This is a genomic window from Polynucleobacter sp. HIN9 (assembly GCF_030297635.1).
Taxonomy (GTDB): domain Bacteria; phylum Pseudomonadota; class Gammaproteobacteria; order Burkholderiales; family Burkholderiaceae; genus Polynucleobacter.
The window spans coordinates 127,596-144,286 of sequence record NZ_AP028140.1 but is presented as its reverse complement, the minus strand read 5'-3'; the positions used below and the strand labels follow the sequence as shown (position 1 = coordinate 144,286).

18 protein-coding genes are annotated in these 16,691 nt (G+C 48.1%); 7 read left to right on the top strand and 11 right to left on the bottom strand.

The window, feature by feature from the left end; all coding sequences use genetic code 11:
- Positions 1-3 precede the first annotated feature (3 nt).
- From mraZ to bioB, 3 genes are all read right to left on the bottom strand, one after another.
- On the bottom strand, positions 4-432 hold the full coding sequence (mraZ, locus tag QUE62_RS00810) for a division/cell wall cluster transcriptional repressor MraZ (protein ID WP_286223855.1): 429 nt from the start codon (positions 430-432) through the stop codon (positions 4-6).
- A 239-nt stretch (positions 433-671) separates the two neighbouring features.
- Positions 672-1,355, bottom strand: a complete 684-nt coding sequence (gene coq7 / locus QUE62_RS00805; RefSeq protein ID WP_458574790.1) for a 2-polyprenyl-3-methyl-6-methoxy-1,4-benzoquinone monooxygenase — start codon at positions 1,353-1,355, stop codon at positions 672-674.
- On the bottom strand, positions 1,352-2,371 hold the full coding sequence (gene bioB / locus QUE62_RS00800; RefSeq protein WP_286223854.1) for a biotin synthase BioB: 1,020 nt from the start codon (positions 2,369-2,371) through the stop codon (positions 1,352-1,354). The genes coq7 and bioB overlap by 4 nt, the downstream gene beginning before the upstream one ends.
- A gap of 80 nt (positions 2,372-2,451) precedes the next feature.
- Between bioB and bioA the strand changes: the two genes are divergently transcribed.
- From bioA to bioD, 3 genes are read left to right on the top strand one after another with little or no spacing between them, the layout of a single operon-like run.
- On the top strand, positions 2,452-3,798 hold the full coding sequence (gene bioA / locus QUE62_RS00795) for an adenosylmethionine--8-amino-7-oxononanoate transaminase (protein ID WP_286261706.1): 1,347 nt from the start codon (positions 2,452-2,454) through the stop codon (positions 3,796-3,798).
- A 4-nt stretch (positions 3,799-3,802) separates the two neighbouring features.
- The gene (locus QUE62_RS00790) at positions 3,803-5,020 is read left to right on the top strand and encodes an aminotransferase class I/II-fold pyridoxal phosphate-dependent enzyme (RefSeq protein WP_286261704.1); all 1,218 of its coding nucleotides are present in this window, start codon (positions 3,803-3,805) and stop codon (positions 5,018-5,020) included.
- Positions 5,017-5,730, top strand: a complete 714-nt coding sequence (bioD, locus tag QUE62_RS00785; RefSeq protein WP_286261702.1) for a dethiobiotin synthase — start codon at positions 5,017-5,019, stop codon at positions 5,728-5,730. The genes QUE62_RS00790 and bioD overlap by 4 nt, the downstream gene beginning before the upstream one ends.
- On the opposite strand, the gene QUE62_RS00780 is transcribed toward bioD, so the two are convergent.
- Complete coding sequence (locus QUE62_RS00780) at positions 5,722-7,428, bottom strand: AMP-binding protein (RefSeq protein WP_286261700.1); 1,707 nt, start codon at positions 7,426-7,428, stop codon at positions 5,722-5,724. The two genes, bioD and QUE62_RS00780, sit on opposite strands and share 9 nt — an antisense overlap.
- A 75-nt stretch (positions 7,429-7,503) precedes the next feature.
- Between QUE62_RS00780 and QUE62_RS00775 the strand changes: the two genes are divergently transcribed.
- Positions 7,504-8,694: a M20 aminoacylase family protein gene (locus tag QUE62_RS00775; protein ID WP_286223849.1), complete on the top strand. Its 1,191-nt coding sequence runs from the start codon at positions 7,504-7,506 to the stop codon at positions 8,692-8,694.
- On the opposite strand, the gene QUE62_RS00770 is transcribed toward QUE62_RS00775, so the two are convergent.
- Entirely contained in the window at positions 8,691-9,467 is a 777-nt protein-coding gene (locus QUE62_RS00770) for an enoyl-CoA hydratase (protein WP_286261696.1), read from the bottom strand. The two genes, QUE62_RS00775 and QUE62_RS00770, sit on opposite strands and share 4 nt — an antisense overlap.
- 1 nt (position 9,468) lies before the next feature.
- Positions 9,469-10,593: a murein transglycosylase A gene (gene mltA / locus QUE62_RS00765; RefSeq protein ID WP_286225497.1), complete on the bottom strand. Its 1,125-nt coding sequence runs from the start codon at positions 10,591-10,593 to the stop codon at positions 9,469-9,471.
- On the opposite strand from mltA, the gene QUE62_RS00760 reads away from it, so the two are divergent.
- On the top strand, positions 10,592-10,771 hold the full coding sequence (locus QUE62_RS00760) for a hypothetical protein (protein WP_286224777.1): 180 nt from the start codon (positions 10,592-10,594) through the stop codon (positions 10,769-10,771). The genes mltA and QUE62_RS00760 overlap by 2 nt on opposite strands.
- Before the next feature lie 5 nt (positions 10,772-10,776).
- Here QUE62_RS00760 and QUE62_RS00755 read toward each other — a convergent pair whose 3' ends face one another.
- From QUE62_RS00755 to apaG, 5 genes are all read right to left on the bottom strand, one after another.
- Positions 10,777-11,511, bottom strand: coding sequence for an amino acid ABC transporter ATP-binding protein (locus QUE62_RS00755; protein WP_286223846.1), 735 nt, complete (start codon positions 11,509-11,511; stop codon positions 10,777-10,779).
- Between the two features lie 14 nt (positions 11,512-11,525).
- Positions 11,526-12,191, bottom strand: a complete 666-nt coding sequence (locus QUE62_RS00750; protein WP_286225495.1) for an amino acid ABC transporter permease — start codon at positions 12,189-12,191, stop codon at positions 11,526-11,528.
- A gap of 15 nt (positions 12,192-12,206) precedes the next feature.
- Positions 12,207-12,992: an amino acid ABC transporter permease gene (locus QUE62_RS00745; protein WP_286261694.1), complete on the bottom strand. Its 786-nt coding sequence runs from the start codon at positions 12,990-12,992 to the stop codon at positions 12,207-12,209.
- A gap of 21 nt (positions 12,993-13,013) precedes the next feature.
- The gene (locus QUE62_RS00740) at positions 13,014-13,937 is read right to left on the bottom strand and encodes an amino acid ABC transporter substrate-binding protein (RefSeq protein WP_286226880.1); all 924 of its coding nucleotides are present in this window, start codon (positions 13,935-13,937) and stop codon (positions 13,014-13,016) included.
- Positions 13,938-14,024: 87 nt separating this feature from the next.
- Positions 14,025-14,399, bottom strand: coding sequence for a Co2+/Mg2+ efflux protein ApaG (apaG, locus tag QUE62_RS00735; protein WP_108509272.1), 375 nt, complete (start codon positions 14,397-14,399; stop codon positions 14,025-14,027).
- Positions 14,400-14,471: 72 nt separating this feature from the next.
- Here apaG and rpe point away from each other — a divergent pair, with 72 nt between their 5' ends.
- Together rpe and trpE are read left to right on the top strand one after the other, a co-directional pair.
- On the top strand, positions 14,472-15,167 hold the full coding sequence (gene rpe, locus QUE62_RS00730; protein ID WP_286261691.1) for a ribulose-phosphate 3-epimerase: 696 nt from the start codon (positions 14,472-14,474) through the stop codon (positions 15,165-15,167).
- A gap of 24 nt (positions 15,168-15,191) precedes the next feature.
- A complete protein-coding gene (gene trpE, locus QUE62_RS00725; protein ID WP_286262521.1) occupies positions 15,192-16,691 on the top strand; it encodes an anthranilate synthase component I in 1,500 nt (499 codons plus the stop codon).

Sequence of the window (16,691 nt, the reverse complement as noted above, 5' to 3'; positions counted from 1 at the left end):
TCATCAAAAGGTAAATTGTTTTAATGCGTCTGGCATGCCCTGCGCAATTGCTGCCTGCTCTTTTGCTGCATACGTGTTTGCATCCCAGATCTCTAGATGCGAACCCATTCCCAACAACATAATTTCACGTTCAATGTTTGCAGCGGTGCGTAACTCAGGTGTAATCAGAACTCGCCCAGCGCCATCTAAATCAATTTCCGCGGCGTTACCTAAGAAGATTCGGCGCCACCAATGCGCGTCCATAGGCAATTGCGCAACCCGAGCCCGAAATGCTTCCCATTCGGGCCTGGGAAATAGCAACAAACATCCGTCGGGGTGCTTGGTTAGGGTGACGCGACCCTCGCCCTGCAGCAATAAGGCATCGCGATGCCTTGCTGGCACCGACATGCGACCTTTTGCATCGATATTGAGAGCTGAAGCGCCTTGAAACAAAATTTACCCCACTTTTTCACACTTCCTCCCACTTTAGAGGAAGCTTCCTACAGGGTCAAGTATTTTTGGGTAAATTTTTAGCAAATTCTCTAGTGATTACAAATACTTAGAGAAGCTTTGCAAAATAATCGTAAATTAAAATTATGACCTAAAACAAGTACTTGTAATCTATAGCTAAGATACGTCTTTAGGTATATAGGGGGAGTGCCCTGAAAAGCCTGTATAAAAGAACAGTAATACTAGATTTTATAAGCGGTCGTTGTCATGATTTTTGAAATACCCGCCATGAGCGTCTGAATGGGCTGGGGTAATTCTTGCCCGCCAGCAGCGATTGCGCTTGCACCATGCTCAATTTCATCAATCCGCATCTGCTCCACAATGGCTCGAGAACGAAGGTCAGCTTCAGGGAGCTTCTCAAGGTGATCATTCAAATGCCGCTCCACCTGCTTCTCCGTTTCTGCTACAAATCCTAAACTCCAGCGATCACCTGCTAACCCCGCGACCAACCCGATTCCAAATGCCCCCGCATACCACAATGGATTCAAGAGACTGGGGCGAGAGTCCAGCTCTTTGAGGCGCTCCTCGCACCATGCCATGTGATCCATCTCTTCTTTGGCTGCCTGATCCAATAAGGCGCGGGTTTCAGGTGTCTTAGCTAGTAATTTTTGAGATTGGTAGAGCGCCTGGGCACAGACCTCACCAACATGATTGACACGCATTAAACCAGCCACATGGGTGCGGTCTTTCGGGCTTAAATCAAGATCTGAAGTGAGCACTTGCTCTTCATTTAATCCTTCTTGAATATTGGCCTTAGGGACTGGCCGACTATAATTGGCACCGCCAGCAATAGCGCGCAATGCAGTATCAAACTCACCAATCAAATGATCGATTGGGCTCAAATTGATGGGGTTTGAACGACTCATACTTGCACTTCAGCCTTGCAGCTTTCCTTGGTTTTTAGACCAAGCTCTGCGAGCAATTGGCGATCGGCCAGTGCCTCTGGATTGCCGGTGGTGAGCAACTGGTCGCCATAGAAGATGGAGTTTGCGCCCGCCTGAAAACACATGGCTTGCACAGCTTTTCCAAGCTCTTGACGACCCGCTGATAATCGAACTCGGGCCTGAGGCATGGTAATCCGGGCAACAGCAATGGTTCGCACAAATTCCAAGGGGTCTAATCTGGGCTGATCGGCCAACGGGGTGCCAGCAACCGGCACTAGATGATTGATCGGCACGGATTCTGGGTAAGGATTTAGATTCGCCAAGCGTGCAATGAATGCGACGCGCTGCTCCCTCGACTCCCCCATCCCCACAATCCCGCCGCAACATACCGACATTCCAGCATCACGAACGTGCTGCAAAGTATCCAAACGATCCTGATAGTTGCGGGTCTGAATCACATTCGGATAAAAATCCTCGCTGGTATCTAAATTATGGTTATAAAAATCCAGGCCCGCATCCCGCAAAGCCTTAGCCTGATTGGCTTCTAGCATTCCAAGCGTAGCGCAAGTCTCAAGCCCTAACTCCTTAACACCCCGAATCATAGCGGCTACTTTTTCAACATCACGATCCTTGGGCTCTCGCCATGCAGCGCCCATACAAAAACGGTTGGAGCCAGCTGCTTTGGCTGCTTTGGCAGCCTCTAGTACTTCATCTAAATCTAGGAGTTTAGTTGCCTTCACATCGGTGTGATAGCGGGCCGCTTGGGGGCAATACCCACAATCCTCCGGACAACCCCCGGTCTTAATGGATAACAAGGTGGCCAATTCCACATCACCCTCAGGAAAATATTGACGATGGGTTTCCTGAGCCCGAAACATCAACTCATGAAATGGGAGCTCAAACAATGCCGCAACCTGCTCCAGTGTCCAGATTGGATAGGCATTGGGTGCACTTGGCTTAACCTGAACCAATGGAGAGATCGTTGGTGATGCTGACATGGTTTTATCGGGATTAGACTCTAAAACCAATAACATACCAGATATGCTGCTTGATTTTGAAATAATCCACACCTGCGCCAATGAATAAACCAGGTCATTCCTTAGACTGGGTCAGTCGGAGCCTTGCTTCGGTTTGGCACCCCTGCACCCAAATGAAAGATCACGAGGCCTATCCCTTAATTGCGATTACCTCGGGACAGGGGGCCTGGCTACAAGACGATCAAGGACGGCGCTTCATTGATGCAATTAGTTCGTGGTGGACTAATTTATTTGGTCACGCCAATCCGCGTATCAATCAAGCAATCTCTGAGCAACTCAAGCGCATCGAGCATGTCATGCTTGCTGGATTTACACATCAGCCAGTGGTAGAACTATCAGAACGTTTAAGTGCATTAACAAATGGTCAATTAGGCCATGCGTTTTATGCCAGTGACGGTGCATCTGCCGTTGAAATTGCGCTCAAGATGAGTCATCACTTTTGGAAGATTCAGGGGAAACCCAATAAAAAAGAGTTTATTTGTTTAGCGAATAGCTACCATGGAGAAACCTTGGGCGCCCTTGGCGTCACCGATGTATCGGTATTTCGTGATGCCTATGGATCACTCCTCAATCCCGTTCATATCGTCATGTCACCCGATTCACGGGCTGCAACCGACCAGGTCTCGAGCGAGGAAATCATTGATTTGGCGCTGAAGAATCTCGAAGAGTGTTTAGCTCAACACCATCAAACCATTGCGGCCTTGATTATTGAGCCCCTGGTGCAATGTGCAGGCCAAATGGCAATGTATGCGCCGCGGTATGTAAAAGGTGCGAAGCAACTGTGCGAGCAGTATGACGTTCATTTAATTGCTGATGAAATTGCAGTTGGTTGTGGTCGAACAGGCACATTCTTTGCTTGTGAACAAGCCGGTATTTGGCCGGATCTCATGACCTTATCGAAAGGAATCAGCGCAGGCTATTTACCCCTTTCCATTTGTTTGAGTACTGATACGATTTACTCTGCCTTTTATAGTGACGACATGTCAGCTACTTTTTTGCATTCCCACTCATACACTGGCAACCCATTAGCGTGTCGAGCCGCCTTAGCAGGCTTGGATATTTTTCAAGAAGATACCGTGCTAGAAAAAAATAAAGTGCGTAGTCAGTCGATCCAAGAAGCATTCGCATGGACCCGTGATCACGCATCGATTGAACATATTCGTCAACAAGGAATGATCTTTGCGTTTGATATCAAAGCATCTGCGATTTCAAAGCCAGGTTCATTCTCCAAAGAAATGTTTCAGCAGGGCCTACAAGAGGGGGTGTTGATTCGACCCATCGGTCGCACGGTCTATGTGATGCCACCCTACATTCTCTCTGCCGATGAAATCCAACAGATGAGTCGTGCAATTGAACGAAGCTTGCATACTGTTTTGCAAAAATCCTGATTTCATGCACATGCCCTTTGCTCTTAATCAAATTGATGCGGAACTAGCAATAATCGATCGTGAATTACTGCGTCGCTCGATTCGCTCAGTCGATACACCATGTGGTACTGAGATTCAAATTGGAGGAAAACCATTGCTGGCATTTTGTAGCAATGATTATTTAGGGCTTGCTAATCACCCTAAATTGATTGCAGCTCTCTCCGAGGGGGCAAGGCGTTTTGGCACGGGCAGTGGTGCCTCGCATTTAATTAGCGGTCATCACGCGATTCATGATGAGCTCGAAGCAAAATTAGCATCGACTCAGGCCGGCGCCATTCCAAATGCCCGCGCTTTATTTTTCTCCACCGGCTACCTGGCTAATATAAGTGCCATTACTGCCCTCAGTCTGATTGGGAAGTCAAAAACGAGTATTTATTCTGCTGCCCTTAATCACGCATCTCTGATTGATGGAGTTCGTCTAGCCCGCGGCCAGGGATCGGTCGACCTTCACATCTTTGATCACCATCATTTAGCAGGCCTTGAAGATAAGCTACGCAATGACTTGACACCATTTAAGTTAATTGTGACCGATGGGGTCTTCAGTATGGATGGCGATCTCGCTCCAGTTCAAGAGCTCTTACACCTAGCCAATCAATACGACGCGCTCCTCATGATTGATGATGCGCATGGGTTTGGTGTGCTTGGCAAGCATGGGTATGGCATTTTGGAAGATCAAGAAGTCTGCTCAGACCGCATTATCTATATGGGCACGCTGGGCAAAGCCGCTGGTCTAAATGGTGCCTTTGTTTGCGCCCATGAAAAAATCATCGCATGGCTCATTCAGAAAGCAAGGCCCTATATCTACAGCACAGCCAGCTCACCTGCATTAGCCTTTGCTGTGCTGCGCAGTGTTTCTCTAATCGAAGGAGAGCTTGGGCAAGAATTACGAGCTCGCTTACATAGCAATATCGCGCTTTGGAAAGAAGGTTCTATTTTTATCCGTTGGAACCGATTGAAATCAGATACCGCGATTCAGCCCATTGTGGTTGGTAGCAACGCGACTGCCTTACAGCTTGCAAGAGCCCTAGATCAATTGGGGTATTGGATACCTGCAATTCGTCCACCCACCGTTCCCAAGGAAATGGCGCGCCTACGGATGACCTTATCGGCCGCACATACTAAAGAGCAGATCCAGGGGCTCTGCAAGGTGCTATCGGATCTCGAAACTTCTTTACCAAAATGATGAGCCACTCCTACTTTGTCACCGGCACAGATACTGAAATTGGCAAAACCTTAGTTACCGCTGCATTGGTTTATAAATTAAATGTGCTCAACTCAGGTTCAGCGTGCGCCTATAAGCCAGTGGTTGCAGGAACTTACCGCAATAGTGAGGGCATGCTTTGCAATGAGGATTTAGAAACCTATGCACTAGTGCAAGATCCGGCAATTCCCCAAAGTGTGATTTGCCCTTATGTATTAGATACTCCAGCCGCACCTCATCTGGTCGCTGCCAAACATGGCAAGCACTTAGAACTCGATCGCATGGTGCAAGCTTATCAAACACTACAAACACAAATCGCCCATGTCATTGCTGAGGGTGCGGGGGGATTTTTAACCCCCATTGATGATCGCTATGATCTATCTACATTTTCTGTACGCATTCAAGTACCAGTGATTCTTACTGTGGGGATGCGTTTGGGCTGCATCAATCACACATTACTAACGGTAGAAGCCATTGAGCAACGCGGCCTCAAGCTGGCCGGTTGGGTCGCCAATTGCATCGATCCTAAGATGCTCTACTTAAACGAAAACATTACGACGCTTCAGAATCGAATCAAGGCGCCGCTATTGGGAGGCATTGCGCATTTCCCCCCGAACTTACAGAAAAAAGCGAATGCGCCCTATTCAATTGAGGCAATTGAATTTGCTGCCAATGCAATCGCACTACCCTGATTGACTTTCATCGCGTAAGACACGACGCAGAATCTTGCCCACATTATTCTTCGGCAGGCTCTCTCGAAACTCAATTTGCGTTGGGCGTTTGTAGTGCGTCAACTCGCGATTGCAAACTTCCATAATTTGTTCTTCAGTAATCGAAGGGTCTTCTCGTACTACGAATAACTTAACTGCCTCACCCATCGCGCCTTGACGAATGCCAACCACTGCACATTCAAGGACCCCAGGAATAGAAGCAACGACATCTTCGACCTCATTTGGAAAGACATTAAAACCAGCTACCAAAATCATGTCTTTCTTGCGATCCACAATTCGGAAATAACCAGCCTCATCCATCACGCCGATATCACCCGTTCGAAAGAATCCATCGGCACCCAGCACGTTCTGTGTTTCAGCTTCTTGTTGCCAATAGCCACGCATGACCTGTGGACCCCGAATATAGATCTCGCCAATCTCACCAATAGCCAAATCCTTACCCTCTTCATCCCGAATGCACATCTCAGTATCGGGTAAGGGTAAGCCGATTGAACCGGTGAACTCAGTGGCTAATGGCGTGTTGCACGATGCAACTGGGGAGGTTTCAGAAAGGCCGTATCCCTCGGTAATGACCGTACCGGTTAATTCTTGCCAGCGTTGTGCAACGGAGCGTTGTACTGCCATGCCGCCGCCAATCGTGAGTGCCCATTGCGAGAAATCCAATTGAGCGAATTTGGGATTGTTCAAAAGAGCAGCAAATAGAGTGTTTACTCCCGGAAACATATTAATCTCCGGAAACTCTTTCAAAATCCCAATTAAGTTTTGTAAATCGCGTGCATTTGGAACCAATAGAATTCGTGCGCCAAGGCGCATGCCCAATAATCCACAGCCTGTAAGTGCAAAGATGTGATACATGGGAAGTGCACACAGAAAATGCCATGCGGTAATCGTTTTGCGTTGTTCAATCGGTTTTAACCAGGCTTCGATTTGCAATACATTGGCAATTAAATTGCGATGGGTCAATATCGCACCCTTGGAAATTCCTGTGGTTCCACCGGTATATTGCAATAGTGCAATGTCATCGTGAGAACGATGTGGACGTTCATACACTCGTTGCGCACCCAACTCTAAGGCAGCAGTAAATTGAATCGTGCTAACTTGCGTTGGCAAGGAATAAGGAATGACTTTGCGCTTAAAGGTTCGTATAAAACGATCTAACCAGGGGCCCTTCCAACCCAGCATCTGCGCAATACTCGTGATCACTGCGTGTTTTATTGCTATTGCTTGACCCTCAATTGCAAAGGCATCTTCAAGGGTTTTTCCAAAATGCTCCAAAAGCAAAATAGCCTCCGCCCCGCAATCGCTTAGTTGGGCTGCTAACTCACGCGGGGTGTACAAGGGATTGATACTCACCACAATAAAACCTGCTCGCAGTACGCCATACAAAGCCATCGGATATTGCGGAATATTGGGCAGCATGATTGCAACCCGAGCGCCCTTCGAAAGACCAAGGCTTTGCAAATAACTGGCTAATTGCATAGAAGCCATATCAATGGCTTCATAGGAAAAGTGCTTGCCCATACACCAATACGCGGGTCGCTCCCGATGCGTTTTAAATGACTCATCGAGTAAATCCAAGAGTGAACCATACTGGTCATAACTCAGATGGTGGGGAACGCCTTTTGGGTAGGATGAAAACCAAGGTTTATTTGTAATCATTGGTATTTATTACACTTTTTTAAAGCTGCACATTGTCTCCACGCCAAGTGTATCGCTTTGGGCTAATATTGACCTATGCGAATTCTCCCTGAGATCCTGGAAGCAACTCCTAGCATCGCTGAAATCCGGCGCAATATACATGCACACCCGGAGCTACGCTTTGAAGAAAAGCGTACCGCTGAGCTGGTTGCCCAAGCACTATCCAGTTGGGGTATTGCGGTCTATCAAGGCCTGGGCAAAACGGGAGTAGTGGGTCGCTTAGACGGTGAGTTGGGCCCAGGAAAGATGATTGGCTTGCGCGCCGATATGGACGCCCTGCCCCTACAAGAAAAAAATACTTTTGCTCACGCCTCGCAAAATCCAGGCAAGATGCACGCTTGCGGTCATGATGGTCACACAGCAATGCTCTTGGGTGCGGCGCAATATCTGGCTAATCATCGCGATTTCAAAGGAAGTGTGATATTTATCTTCCAACCTGCTGAGGAAGGTGGTGCTGGCGCCCAAGAAATGATTGAAGATGGTCTGTTTGAACAATTCCCTTGCGATGCAGTATTCGGGATGCACAATTGGCCAGGTTTAGAAGAGGGTCATTTTGGGGTTGTGAGCGGCCCCATGATGGCATCGAGTAATGAGTTCGTAATCGACATTCAGGGCAAAGGCGGGCATGCGGCCCTGCCACACAACAGTGCGGATCCCATCATGGCAGGCGTTCAGATCGCGCAAGCTCTCCAAACCATTATTACTCGCAATAAGCGCCCGGTTGATGCGGCGGTAATTTCAATTACGCAATTTCATGCCGGAGAAACCAGCAACGTTATTCCCGATACTGCGATGCTAGGCGGAACAGTTCGGACGTTTACATTAGAAGTTTTAGATTTAATCGAACAGCGTATGCATGAGATTGCCAATCAAGTGGCCAGCGCCTTTGATTGCAAAGCCAATCTGACCTTCAAACGCAATTACCCACCCCTGATTAACGATGAACAGCAAACTGAGTTTGCCGCTCAGGTCATGAAAGAGCTCGTGGGTAACGAACGGGTAAACACCCGAATCGATCCAACCATGGGCGCCGAGGACTTTGCCTTCATGCTGTTAAAAAAACCGGGCTGCTATGTATTTTTAGGTAACGGGGATGGCGATCACCGCGCAACTGGCCATGGCATGGGACCTTGCCATTTGCATAACCCCTCCTATGATTTCAATGATCAAATCATTCCGGTTGGGGTGAACTACTGGGTCCGTTTAGCCCAAACTTTCTTGCGTTAACGGTTCTTAAACTGCGCGGGCCGCTTTTCTAAAAAAGCAGCCATTCCCTCTTTTTGATCCTCGGTGCCAAAGCAGGCATGAAACAAACGGCGCTCAAAACGAACGCCCTCAGTGAGCGTGGTTTCATAAGCAGCATTCACGCTTTCCTTCACCATCATGAGAGTAAGGAGTGGCATAGCGGCAATCGTCTGTGCAATTGCCATCGTTTCGCTCATTAATTGCGCGACGGGATAAACCCGGGCAACTAATCCGCTTCGTTCGGCTTCAGCCGCATCCATCATCCGGCCAGTCAAACATAAATCCATTGCTTTTGACTTGGATACTGCTCGCGTTAGCCGCTGCGTACCACCCGAGCCGGGAATAATTCCCAACTTGATTTCAGGTTGCGCAAATTTAGCGTTATCGGCCGCAATGATCATGTCACACATCATGGCGAGCTCACAGCCACCGCCCAAGGCAAAGCCTGATACCGCAGCAATCACGGGTTTACGAACCTTACAAATGGTTTCCCAATTACGCGTAATGAAATTATTGCGATACGTATCCTGAAAATCATACTGCGCCATCTTGCTGATATCCGCACCCGCAGCAAATGCTTTTTCACTTCCAGTAATCACAATGCATGCAATTGCATCATCGGCATCGAAGCGTAGTAATGCATCGCCTAAATCATCCATTAACTCGTCATTTAAAGCATTAAGTACTTGAGGACGATTTAAGGTAATAAGGGCAACCTTTCCCTCGGTCTGGGTCAATATCGTGTTGTATGACATTTCAGTCCCTCTTCGGTAGCATTAACCAAACACGGCCATTTTGCTTCATTCTGCCAGCCAATTCTCCAGCTTCGTCCCCAGTGCCCCAAAAATAGTCAACTCGGACTGGGCCCACAATTGCCTTACCCGTATCTTGGGCCATCACCAAGCGTCGAATCGGCTGATTACTGAGCGGTCGTGTGGTTTCTAAAAACACGGGGGCACCGAGCGGAATCGCCCGCGGATCAATCGCAACACTGCGCTCAGGTGTTAGTGGAACTCCGAGAGCACCAATCGGCCCAAGATCCTGGTTCGCTGAAGCTGGTAGTTCTCGAAAGAACACAAAGCGTGGATTGGCATTAAGCATCTCTTGCACTTTGCTGGGATTGCGCTTAGCCCACTCCGAAATCCCCTGCATGGTTGCCTGCGCACGGGTAATTTCTTTACGATCCAATAACCACTGGGCACTCGATTTAAACGGTAAATCATTCGATCCCGCAAACCCCAATCGCATGATTTGGCCATTGTCCAAACGGATTTTTCCAGATCCCTGAATCTGCATCGATGCAGCCGCTACCGGATCTTCAACCCAGGCAATTTCTGAACCCTTAAGCAGGTTTGAGTTCATCAGCTCAGCTCGTGTTGGCGCAGGCGATGGTTTCGCACGAACCCATGCTTTGGGATAGGCATACAGAGGCACGGTGTACCGATCAGTACGAACCCGCGAACCCGCAATGATGGGTTCGTAGTAGCCGGTGACCAAACCTTCCGACTTTCCAGTGATTTGATTGCGAACTGCATAGGCCCTAAAGTTGTTCTCAAAAAATGCCTTCGCGTCTCTTGGCTTTTGAGCATTAGCCCGATCGCAGACTGCAGCCCAATTAACAGGTCCCGGTTTACGCTTTCGTAAGGTATTGCAACTTTGCAACCACGCTTGCCACGCCTCACTCAAATTATCCTCATCCCAGCCGGGTATCTCAGAGAATGCCACAGGCGTTAATGCGGCCGATGAGCTACTGTCATCCGTAATAACGGTTTCGGTAACTCTTGGGGTACGAGGCAAGTTACTTGAACTACTTGCTTTAGGCGCCTGAGAAATTGGTTTAGTTGGCGGTGCCGCACAAGATGCAAGAAAGAGACTGGCCATGACGACGCAGAATGCAGACTTACAAACTACAATGGGGTTACTCGAATTCCAGAAGATCATCATGCTCGCTCAGTTATTTGATGAATATCCCATGCTCTTATTCGTGCTAGAAGCATTCCTAGCCTTGGCTATTCTATTAGCAATTGTATTTTGGACCGGCAAAGGCCGTAGAGACTAGAAAAATTAGTCAGCTAATATTTTCGAGAGAAATTCCTTGGCCCGAGGTGAGCGCGCATCGGGATTAGCGAAAAACTCATCGCGCGTACAATCCTCCACGATTTTTCCCCGATCCATAAAGATCACACGATCACTCACCTTCTTGGCAAAGCCCATTTCATGGGTGACCACGCACATGGTCATCCCTTCCTGCGCTAATTTGACCATCACATCCAAAACCTCGCCCACCATTTCAGGGTCAAGAGCGGAGGTAGGTTCATCGAACAACATCACAATTGGGTCCATACATAAGGCACGGGCAATCGCTACACGCTGCTGCTGACCACCAGATAGCTGGCCCGGGAACTTATCTTGTTGCTCTAATAAACCCACGCGCTCTAAATATTTAAGACCTTGTTGTTTAGCCTCATCTAGACTGCGATTGAGTACTTTCACCTGAGCAATAGTTAAATTCTCCATAACCGATAAATGGGGAAATAGCTCAAAGTGCTGAAATACCATACCAACGCGTGCACGCAGCTGCGGCAAATTCGTATTGGGATCATGCAAGTTAATTCCATCAACCGTCAACTCACCCTCTTGAAAGGGCTCTAGCGCATTGATTGTCTTAATCAGCGTCGACTTTCCTGACCCCGACGGCCCACAAATGACAACCACCTCACCCTTGTGAATCACCGTCGAGCAATTGGTGAGCACTTGAAACTGGCCATACCATTTTGAAATATGTCGAAGCTCGATCATGGCAATCTCATTTCTTAGCGAACAATTGCAACTTTTTCCTGAATGCGCTTAACAATTCGGGATAGCGTAAAACAAATTAGAAAATACGTCACGGCTGCTAACAAATAGGTCTCAATTGGTCGTCCAAAATTTTTACCGGCAATCTCAAATCCCTTTAAAAGATCATAAGCACCAATCGCATAGACCAAAGAGGTATCCTGGAACAAGATAATAGTTTGGGTCATAAAAACAGGGATCATATTTCGAAAGGCTTGCGGTAAAACCACCAAACGCATATTTTGGGAGTAGGTCATTCCTAAGGCTTGAGCCGCATAAACCTGCCCCTTCGGAATCGACTGAATTCCCGCTCGCACAATCTCTGAAAAATAAGCTGCCTCAAATGCAATAAAGGTAATGATGGCCGATAAATTAACGCCAATTGGTTTGCCAATGATCAGCGGAATCAATAAGAAAAACCACAAAATGACCATGACCAGCGGAATGGAACGCATCGTATTGACATACGCAGTTGCAGGTAACGCAAGCCACGGTTTTCCTGAAAGACGCATTAAAGCCAGTACCGTCCCCAACAGAATCCCGCCAATCGTCGCAATAATGGTTAACTGAACACTAAAGATCAATCCCTTTTGAATATAACTAGTGAATAGCTCCCAGTTATAAAAGCTCAGATCCAGGTTCATGATTTATCGCTTACCTTAATGCGCTGAGGATGGATTGGCCGCAATAAAACCAGGAACGCGCGTTTTTTTCTCAATCCACACCATGATTCGATTGACTGTAAATGCGCTCACCATATATAGCCCCGTAACGGCTAAATAAATTTCAATACCACGGGAGGTTTCCTCCTGAGCCTGTAAAGCAAATAAGGTGAGCTCCGGTACGGATACCGCAAACGCAACGGATGAGTTCTTCACGATATTCATACACTCTGATGTAAGTGGCGGAATGATGATTCGCATACCCATCGGTAAGAGCACGTAGCGATAACTTTGTGTGGTGGTCATACCCAAGGCAATCGCTGCATTTCGCTGTCCTGTTGGCAGCGACTGAATCCCTGCGCGGACCTGTTCCGCAATCCGCGCCGATGTAAATAAACCCAAGGCAATACTCACCAATAAATAGGATGGGAAGTCTTTCATGATGGGGAAAAACGCCGGCACTACGTGATACCAAAGAAAAACTTGAACGAGTAATGGGATATTTCGGAAGAGCTCAACCCACGCCGTTGCCCCTGCGATGCATAGTCGATTGACAAGATGCTTAGACGGTAAGGTGCGCATCGTACCGATGACGACCCCCATCACCATTGCTAACACTAGACTAAGCCCAGCGACAGCAATCGTCCAGCCCCATGCAGAGATTAACCAATCCAAATAAGTGGGATCAGCGTTGGGATCCATCCCAAATAAAAAGGAGAAGCAGCGTGGGGCTACTTCTCCAGTCAAAGTGTCTTTACAAAAGACACTCCAATCTAAGTTCATATCAAACTGAAAGAGCCTAAATTACTTCTTCTGATAATCCTCTGCAGGCTTATCGTTTGGATTGGCCCATGCTTGTTTGGTACTTTCAGATAAAGCCAAACCGACTCGTGCATTCTTGGGAGGAATGGGTTGTAAGAACCACTTGTCCCAGAGCTTGGTGAGGGTGCCATCCTTCATCATGCGCCTGAGGTTATCGTCCACTGCTTTCTTAAAGCCAGGATCATCTTTACGCATCATGATGGCAATCGGCTCAACTGCAATTACTTCACCCACAATGCGGTAATCGCCAGGATTTTTTGCATTCGCGATATTGCCAGCCAAAATGGAGCCATCCATCACAAATGCATCAGCGCGCCCCGATTCCAACAACAGGAAGCTATCAGCGTGGTCTTTACCAAAGACTTCTTCAAAGTTCACTCCGGTGGCCTTTTCATGCTTACGCAAGAGCTGCACTGAGGTAGTGCCTGTAGTGGTCGCCACCTTTTTACCATTGAGCTGATTTAAGGAAGTAATTCCAGAATTAGCCTTCACCGCAATCCGAATTTCCTCAACGTATGTTGTTACAGCAAAAGCCACATCCTTTTGCCGGGTTGCATTATTAGTCGTTGAGCCACACTCAATGTCAACTGTTCCATTCTGTAACAAGGGAATGCGATTCTGTGAAGTGACTGGGGTGTATTTAATATCCAGTGTCTTTAAATTCAGTTGCTTTTGTATATCGCGCAATACGGTATTGCAGATTTCTACATGGAAGCCGGCATATTTGCCATCACCCAAGGTATACGAGAGAGCGCCAGATGACTCACGCACACCCATAGTTACTACACCGGTAGACTTCATCTTATCGAGGGTGCTTTGCTGAGCGATTGCTACTGGCGAAATCAATAAACTACTGGCAAGCAAAGTGATGCTGCCTAATGCGCTGGACCACGAAAGTTGCTTCATATTGAATCCTTTGATCAATAGGTTTGTTTTAGTGAATGCATTTCCATCTTAACGAGAATCCTTGCCAAAAATCTTAAATAGCCCTATTCAGTGCAAGGTTCTTGGCATCACCAGGGCAAACTCTGGAATTGTTGCCTGAAAAAACTGAGCATCCTCGGTGACGCAAAAATACTCCCCGCGCATCGTGCCGGCTGGTGTGGGCAAAGTAGCCCAACTGGTGTACTCAAAATGCTCGCCGGAGCGTAAAAGTGGCTGTTGACCAACTACCCCCAAACCCTTCACCTCCTGAACCTCCCCTTCGCCATCGGTAATCAACCAATGGCGGGCAATTAGCTGAACACTGGCCGTTCCGGTATTGCGAATGGTCACGGTATAAGCAAACGCGTATTGCTGATTATCGGGATCCGATTGCTCGGGAAGGTACTGGGGGCGGACGTTTACGGTAATTTCGGGTGGATTCATGACCTGCATTCTGCGCTATCCCAACCCCGTTCGCAAGATAGAATCTAGGTATATATGACAAAAACCACTCAAATGAGACCTAATTCCGCCATCATTGCCCCCTCGATTCTGTCAGCCGACTTCGCCAAACTGGGCGAAGAGGTGAAGGCTGTCTTGAATGCCGGAGCCGATTGGATTCACTTTGACGTAATGGATAACCACTATGTGCCCAATTTAACGGTTGGGCCCTTGGTTTGTGAGGCAATACGTCCCCATGCCATCAAAAACGGTAAACCGGCGATGATCGATGTCCACCTCATGATTGAGCCGGTTGATCGGATTGTCCCTGACTTTGCCAAAGCAGGAGCCAATCTGATCAGCTTTCACCCCGAGGCCAGTGCGCATGTGCATCGCACCCTCTCACTCATTAAAGATCATGGCTGCCAAGCTGGGCTAGTCCTTAATCCCGCTACCCCGATCCATCACCTAGACCACGCCTTAGATCAAATTGATCTGGTACTTCTGATGTCAGTCAACCCAGGCTTTGGAGGTCAATCTTTTATTCCCGGCACTCTTATTAAGATCGAACAGGTACGTAAGATGCTCGATCGCTATCAAGAAACCAGTGGTCGAACCATTCGCCTTGAGGTCGATGGGGGAATCAAAATTGACAATATTGCTAGTGTTGCCGAGGCTGGAGCCGATACCTTTGTAGCAGGCTCGGCGATTTTTGGTAAGCCAAATTATGCTGAGGTCATTCATGCCATGCGTAGCGCGATTGGGTCTTAAATCATTAAAGACGACCTGGGCATGATGAATACAATTGACTTACACAAATTTGCGAAGCAAGGGTATAACCGTGTGGCGCTGGTTGCGGAGTCACTTGCCGATCTCGAGACTCCCCTATCGCTCTACTTGAAGCTGACCCAAAAGTCTGGCCAAAAAAATACCTTTTTGTTGGAATCCGTTTATGGCGGCGAGCGCTTTGGGCGCTATTCCATTATTGGCCTACCGGCACGAACTATTTTTAGAACCGTTGGTACCCCCAGTAACCCAACCAATGAGATCATGCACGACGATACGGTCATTGAGCGCAATCACGAGAACCCGCTTGACTTCATTGATCAGTATCTCAAACGCTTTAAGGTCGCCCCTCAGGCAAATCTGCCGCGCTTTTGTGGTGGCTTAGCCGGTTACTTTGCCTACGACACGGTTCGCTATATTGAAAAGCGACTTGCGGTTCACTCCTTACCCGATGAAATCGGTGTACCTGACATTCAACTGATGCTCACTGAGGAATTGGCTGTTGTTGACAATGTCGCAGGCAAGATCTATTTCATTGTGTATGTAGATCCCAATGACTCTAACGCTTATGAGAGCGGCACTAAACGGTTGCAAAACTTGCAAGCCATGCTTACAGTCCCGATCCAGATACCCGAAGAACAAGCATCCAAGCCGCACCCTGAGCTTATCCGTAAATTTAGAGCGAGCGATTTTGAAGATGCAGTGCGTCGCACCAAGGACTATATCCTCGCAGGCGATTGTATGCAGGTGGTCATTGGCCAGCGCATCAGCCGAACCTTCACTGAACCACCATTGCAACTCTACCGCGCATTACGCTCACTCAACCCCTCCCCTTACATGTATTTCTATGACTTTGGGGATTTGCAAATTGTGGGCTCATCCCCCGAGATCTTGGTGCGCCAAGAAAAACGTGAGGGACGCAAAATGGTCACGATTCGGCCCTTAGCCGGAACCCGTCGCCGCGGTGCGACTCCTGAGGAAGATGCGCAACTCGCGAAAGAGTTGTTGGCAGATCCCAAAGAAATCGCTGAGCATGTAATGCTGATTGATCTCGCCCGCAATGATGTCGGGCGTATTGCCAAGACCGGAAGTGTCAAGGTCACCGATTCGATGGTGATTGAAAAGTACTCCCACGTGCAACATATCGTTAGCTCCGTCGAAGGTGAACTTAAGGACAATATGAGCAATATGGATGTCTTACGCGCCACCTTCCCTGCCGGCACCCTATCTGGTGCCCCCAAAATTCGGGCGATGGAAATTATTGATGAAATGGAAATTACCAAACGTGGCATCTATGGCGGTGCTGCCGGTTATCTCTCGTTCTCAGGCGATATGGATGTGGCGATTGTGATCCGCACCGGCGTGATTAAAGACGGCATGCTGCACTCGCAAGCGGGCGCAGGTGTCGTGGCCGATTCGGATCCCGCCTCCGAATGGAAAGAGACCGAAGCGAAAGCAAAAGCGGTATTAGCAGCCGCTGAATTAACCGAATCCTCTAAAGGAGCATAA